General features: G+C 68.3%; 6 protein-coding genes. 4 read left to right on the top strand and 2 right to left on the bottom strand.

Annotated features, from left to right (window positions below):
- Positions 1-311, bottom strand: a 311-nt coding sequence (locus tag AC2W7M_RS19030; protein WP_486134073.1) for a DnaA N-terminal domain-containing protein, incomplete at its 3' end; no start/stop codon positions are given.
- A gap of 1137 nt (positions 312-1448) precedes the next feature.
- Positions 1449-1715 carry a 30S ribosomal protein S20 gene (gene rpsT / locus AC2W7M_RS19025; RefSeq protein ID WP_486134072.1) on the bottom strand — a complete coding sequence of 89 codons (267 nt, stop codon included), beginning with the start codon at positions 1713-1715 and terminating at the stop codon, positions 1449-1451.
- Between the two features lie 335 nt (positions 1716-2050).
- On the opposite strand from rpsT, the gene AC2W7M_RS19020 reads away from it, so the two are divergent.
- The 4 genes from AC2W7M_RS19020 to AC2W7M_RS19005 are packed head-to-tail and all read left to right on the top strand — an operon-like array spanning position 2051 to position 5378.
- Positions 2051-3037, top strand: coding sequence for a complex I NDUFA9 subunit family protein (locus tag AC2W7M_RS19020; RefSeq protein ID WP_486134070.1), 987 nt, complete (start codon positions 2051-2053; stop codon positions 3035-3037).
- A 52-nt stretch (positions 3038-3089) separates the two neighbouring features.
- Positions 3090-3770 (top strand): phosphoribosylanthranilate isomerase, encoded by a 681-nt coding sequence (locus AC2W7M_RS19015; protein ID WP_486134068.1) that lies wholly within the window; start codon positions 3090-3092, stop codon positions 3768-3770.
- A 16-nt stretch (positions 3771-3786) separates the two neighbouring features.
- The gene (gene trpB / locus AC2W7M_RS19010) at positions 3787-5028 is read left to right on the top strand and encodes a tryptophan synthase subunit beta (protein ID WP_486134066.1); all 1242 of its coding nucleotides are present in this window, start codon (positions 3787-3789) and stop codon (positions 5026-5028) included.
- A gap of 41 nt (positions 5029-5069) precedes the next feature.
- On the top strand, positions 5070-5378 hold the full coding sequence (locus tag AC2W7M_RS19005) for a hypothetical protein (RefSeq protein WP_486134064.1): 309 nt from the start codon (positions 5070-5072) through the stop codon (positions 5376-5378).
- Positions 5379-5446: the final 68 nt, after the last annotated feature.

The following is a 5446-nucleotide window of genomic DNA, read 5'->3' as shown; positions in this document are numbered from 1 at the left end:
CCGGCGCGGAGGCCGCGGCGCGCGGCTCCGCCGTGCGCTCGCTCACCGCCTCGCGGGGCTCGGTGGCCTTTCAGCGGAATGGTGCGGTTGACCGCGCTGCGCACGGCGAGGTCGATGCGGCGCGCAACGCCGCTCTCCTCGGCCCACAGATCGGTGATCCGCGGCAGAAAGTTCTCCTGGATCCAGGACTTCAGGAATCGCGTGGGAACGGACAGCTGGACCAGGTCGCTCTTGAGCGCCTCCAGTTCCATGCGCACGAACCAGCTGGTGTACTTCTCCTCGCCAAACTCCTCATGCAGGCGCTGGCGCACGCGCTCCCACTGGCTGCCCCCCGCATCCACGCCCACCGCGTCGGCGAGGCCCGGCCGGAACGGGCGTTTGCCAGGCTCGGATCCATCGGAATTGTGCGACTTGAACATAGAGGTCCCGGCCGCAGATGATGCGGCTCCCTGGTTGAGACGGGACGGCCGGTCGCGCCCGGAAGCGGGCTGCGCAGCCATCGCGCGAAGGTTGTGGTGAAGGCGCGGCGCCCGAACGGCGCCGACAGTGTCAGCGCGGCATCAGGCGCTCATCGGCGACCCCGACGGCGACGCCGCAATCGGCGTGGCCACGGAACGGGATCGGAAGGCGGGAGGGACCAGGCACGCAAAGGGCTTGAGGGAAGCGAAGGATGCCACGCCTTGTGCCATTTCGGTGCCTAAAGTCATAGCCGCCCCATCCGCCGCAGGCGCAGGGCGCCGTGCGGACCATTGGAATTTCAAGAGTAATGTTTATGTTCTTTGGTTGCTCTAGAAGAACTTTACACGTCCATCCCGAGCACAATTTTAGCTATCGGTAGCACACGCGAGTGGAAGGGCACGCCGCACGTCGGGGTTATATCAATGCGATAGGACATGATACACCCCTCCTCTTCCACGAAGAGCGTGAAAACCTTTGGCCTGTCGGTGAACACCCGGTGTCGCTCCGGGAGTGAGGTCGAACATACACAGGCCCCGTTGGGGGTGCAACGCCTTTCCCCGTGGCGTGGGATAACGGGTACAAGGGTCGCAGGGCCGCCCGGTGTTGCAGCGTTTCCATCAGCCGGCAAACCTCTGTGCCGCCAATGAGATTCGAAGCGGATGCGCGCGCGGCACGCGACGAGGGCCATCGCCGGAAGCCGGCAAGATGATACAGCCAAGAAAAGGCGCCGCGGGCCGCCGCGCGCGCTTGGCCCATAAGTGGTTCAGCGTCCAATTCTTTTCCTGATCGGTCCGGGACGGTCGCAGGCCGCCAATATTTGGCCGCACGATCCGCCCGGGTTGACGCGGCCGCGCCCCTGACGCAGACGCCCCGCCGAGATTCGTCGCCGGCCCGACCACGCGCTCCGGCTGCACGCAAAGAAAAAGGCCCGATAAATCGGGCCTTTTTTCCAAAAGTCAGAATTATTGACTTATCTATCTACTTACCGCTCATGCGGAAAGCTTGCGCACCCGTGCCGCGAGGCGCGACACCTTGCGGGACGCGGTGTTCTTGTGGATCACGCCCTTGGTCACGGCGCGCATCAGCTCCGGCTCGGCGGCCTGGAACGCAGCCTGCGCCTGGGTGGCGTCGCCGGCGGCGATGGCATCTTCCAGCTTGCGCAGGAAGGTGCGCACGCGGGAGCGGCGCGCACGGTTCACATCGGTGCGGCGCTCGATCTTGCGGGCCGCTTTCTTGGCGGAAGGCGTATTGGCCATCGGCCATCCTTGTCGTTTCGCGCAAATGGCGGTGCGAGCCCTTGCAGCTCTGATGCCCTGCGCTGGAATGGGTGAACACGCGGGCAGCGTTGGCCGCCTGCGAAGTGCCGGGCTTATAGGGGGGAAGCGGCGCGCCGTCAATACGGATGGCCGCGCAGCGCCGCGTTTCCCCAAGTCGGCCGGCCTGGGCCGCGGCGCCTTTCTCTCTATATATACATGTAGGGCTCCGGCGACCTGCCGCGCGACCACGTGGACGCTTTACGGCCAAGGGCGCCTTCGCGTATGTGCTGGGCCGGATGCGACGCGGCGGGCGCCGCCCGAACGAGGGTAATGGCATGAGCGATGTGGCGGTGACCGATCGTCCGGTGAGCGACAGCCTCGTGACGGTGTTCGGCGGCTCGGGATTCCTCGGGCGCCACGTTGTGCGCGCGCTCGCCAAGCGCGGCTACCGGGTGCGGGTCGCGGTGCGCCGTCCCGACCTCGCCGGCTTCCTCCAGCCGCTCGGCTTCGTCGGCCAGATCCAGGTCAGCCAGGCCAATGTGCGCTTTCCCGACAGCGTGGCGCGCGCGGCGGAGGGCTCCGAGGCGATCGTCAATCTGGTGGGCGTGCTGGCCGAGAGCGGCCGGCAGAGCTTCGATGCCGTCCATGTGTTCGGCGCCCGCACCATCGCCGCCGCCGCGAAGGCGGTGGGGGCGCCGCTGGTCCACATGTCGGCCATCGGCGCCGACGCCTCATCCCCATCCGCTTACGGCCGCAGCAAGGCCGAGGGCGAGGCCGCCGCGCGCGAGCTGATGCCGGACGCGGTGGTGATGCGGCCGTCGATCGTGTTCGGCCAGGAGGACGAATTCTTCAACCGCTTCGCCGCCATGGCGCAGGTCTCACCGGCGCTGCCGCTGATTGGCGGCGGCGTGACCAAGTTCCAGCCGGTGTTCGTGGGCGACCTCGCCCAGGCGGTGCTCGCGGCCGTGGACGGCAAGGCCAAGGCCGGCGCCACCTACGAGCTGGGCGGGCCGGAGGTGCGCACCTTCCGGGAACTGATGGAGCTGATGCTGCACGAGATCGCCGCCAAGCGGCTGCTGATCGACCTCCCCTTCGGCCTCGCGCATTTCATGGCCTACCTGACCGACTGGGCGCCCGGCGCGCCGCTCACCCGCGATCAGGTGGCGATGCTGCGCGCCGACAACGTGGTGAGCGAGGCCGCGATGAAGGCCGGCCTGACGCTGGAAGGCCTCGGCGTCGCCCCGTCCGCGCTCGCCACCGTTCTGCCGACCTATCTCTGGCGCTTCCGCAAGGGAGGACAGTTCACCCGCCTCACCGCCTGAGGGGCACCGGCGCGGCGCCGCACCGGCCCGCGCCCCAACGTTTCGGAACATCATGGGCATCGAGATCAAGATCTGCGGCCTCCGGACTGCCTCCACGCTGGAGGCGGCGCTGGAGGCGGGCGCCGATCTCGTGGGCTTCGTGCATTTCGCCAAGAGCCCGCGCCACCTGTCGATCGCCGAGCTGCCCGCCTTGTCCGCGCAGGTGGGCGCCCGGGCGCTGAAGGTGGCGCTCACGGTGGATGCGGACGATGCGACGCTCGCCGCTCTCGTCGCCGCGCTCGATCCCGACATCCTCCAGCTTCACGGCTCCGAGAGCCCCGCCCGGGTCGCCGCCATCCGCGCCGCTTTTGGCCGGCCGGTGATGAAGGCGCTGCCCGTCGCGCGGCGGGAAGACCTGGCGGGGGTTCGAGGTTTCGCAGCGGTCGCCGACCGCCTCCTGTTCGACGCCAAGCCCGCGCCCGGCGACGTGCTGCCCGGTGGCAACGGGCGTCCGTTCGACTGGCGCCTGCTCGCCGGCCTTGACGTTTCCTGCCCCGCCATGCTTTCCGGAGGGCTTGACGCGGACAATGTGGCCGAAGCCCTTGCGGCGGCGCGGGTCGATGGCGTGGATGTCTCCTCGGGCGTCGAGGATGCTCCCGGCATCAAGTCGCCGGACAAGATCCGTGCCTTCGTGGCGGCGGCGCGCAGCGCAGCCGCGGCGAGGGACGCGGCCGCTGCAACCGTATCCTCTTGAGAAGAGCCGAGGTTTCGTGAACGCCCCCAACTCCTTCCGCACCGGTCCCGACGAGCGCGGCCATTTCGGCATCCATGGCGGCCGCTTCGTCGCCGAGACGCTGATGCCGCTGATCCTGGAGTTGGAGAAGGCCTATGAGGCGGCCAGGGCCGATCCCGCCTTCGAGGCGGAGATGGACGGCTATCTCGCCCATTATGTGGGCCGCCCCTCTCCGCTCTATTACGCCGAGCGCCTCACCGAATATCTGCGCGAGGTCGCGCAGAAGGCCGGCAAGGACGGCGGCGCCAAGATCTATTTCAAGCGCGAGGAGCTGAACCACACGGGCTCCCACAAGGTGAACAACGTGCTCGGCCAGATCATGCTGGCGCGCCGCATGGGCAAGCACCGCATCATCGCCGAGACCGGCGCCGGCCAGCACGGCGTCGCCACCGCCACGCTCTGCGCGCGCTTCGGCCTGAAGTGCGTGGTCTATATGGGCGCGGTGGATGTGGAGCGGCAGAAGCCCAACGTGTTCCGCATGAAGATGCTGGGCGCCGAGGTGGTGCCGGTGCAGTCCGGCTCCAAGACCCTCAAGGACGCCATGAACGAGGCGCTGCGCGACTGGGTCACCAACGTGCACGACACCTTCTATTGCATCGGCACCGTCGCCGGCCCGCACCCCTATCCGGCCATGGTGCGCGACTTCCAGTCCATCATCGGCCGCGAGACCCGCGCGCAGATCATGGAGGCGGAGGGGCGCCTGCCCGACAGCCTGATCGCGGCGGTGGGCGGCGGCTCCAACGCCATGGGCCTGTTCCATCCGTTCCTGGACGATCCCTCGGTGGAGATGTTCGGCGTCGAGGCGGCGGGCCACGGCCTGACCTCCGGCCAGCATGCCGCCTCCATCTCCGGCGGCAAGCCGGGCGTGCTGCATGGCAACCGCACCTATCTGCTCATGGACGGCGACGGGCAGATCGCCGAGGCGCATTCCATCTCCGCCGGCCTCGACTATCCCGGCATCGGGCCCGAGCATTCCTGGCTCAACGACATCGGCCGGGTCACCTACATCCCCTGCACCGATTCCGAGGCGCTGGCCGCGTTCCAGATCTGCTCGAAGCTCGAGGGCATCATCCCGGCGCTCGAATGCGCGCATGCGCTCGGGAAGGTTCTGGAACTCGCCACCGAGCGGCCGCAGGACCATCTGATGGTCATGAATCTCTCGGGCCGGGGAGACAAGGACATCTTCACGGTGGCCGAGCATCTGGGGGCACAGATATGAGGCAGAAGCTGCGCTTTGCGTCCGCCGTCCCGACCTTAGCCATGGCCGCCTTCGCCGGCGGCGCGGCCGCCGATCCGGCCGGCCTCATCCTGACCACCGACAAGGTGCGCTCGGACGGCGGCGGCGCTTTCATCTCCGTGTCGGTGAAGAACAATTCCACTCAGGTGATCGACCAGATCATCGTCACCTGCAGCTTCAAGAACGGCGGCAAGGTGGTGGGCACCTCCTCCACCACGCTGTTTTCGACCGTTCCCGGCGTCACTGGCCAGGACCAGGTGCGCCTGCTCGGCGTGAGCGCCACCGCGGCGGACTGCGCCATCACCAGCCCCAAAGTCCTGACGGCATCCTGACGGCATCCCGATCGCCATTCCGACCGTGCGCCGCCCCGGCGGCGCGCAGCCCCCGTCCCGGCGCCGCG

The sequence above is a fragment of the Xanthobacter sp. BG11Y11_SDJG genome, assembly GCF_057364445.1.
The sequence above is the reverse complement of the archived record's forward strand: the minus strand, read 5'-3'. Positions and strand labels throughout refer to the sequence as shown.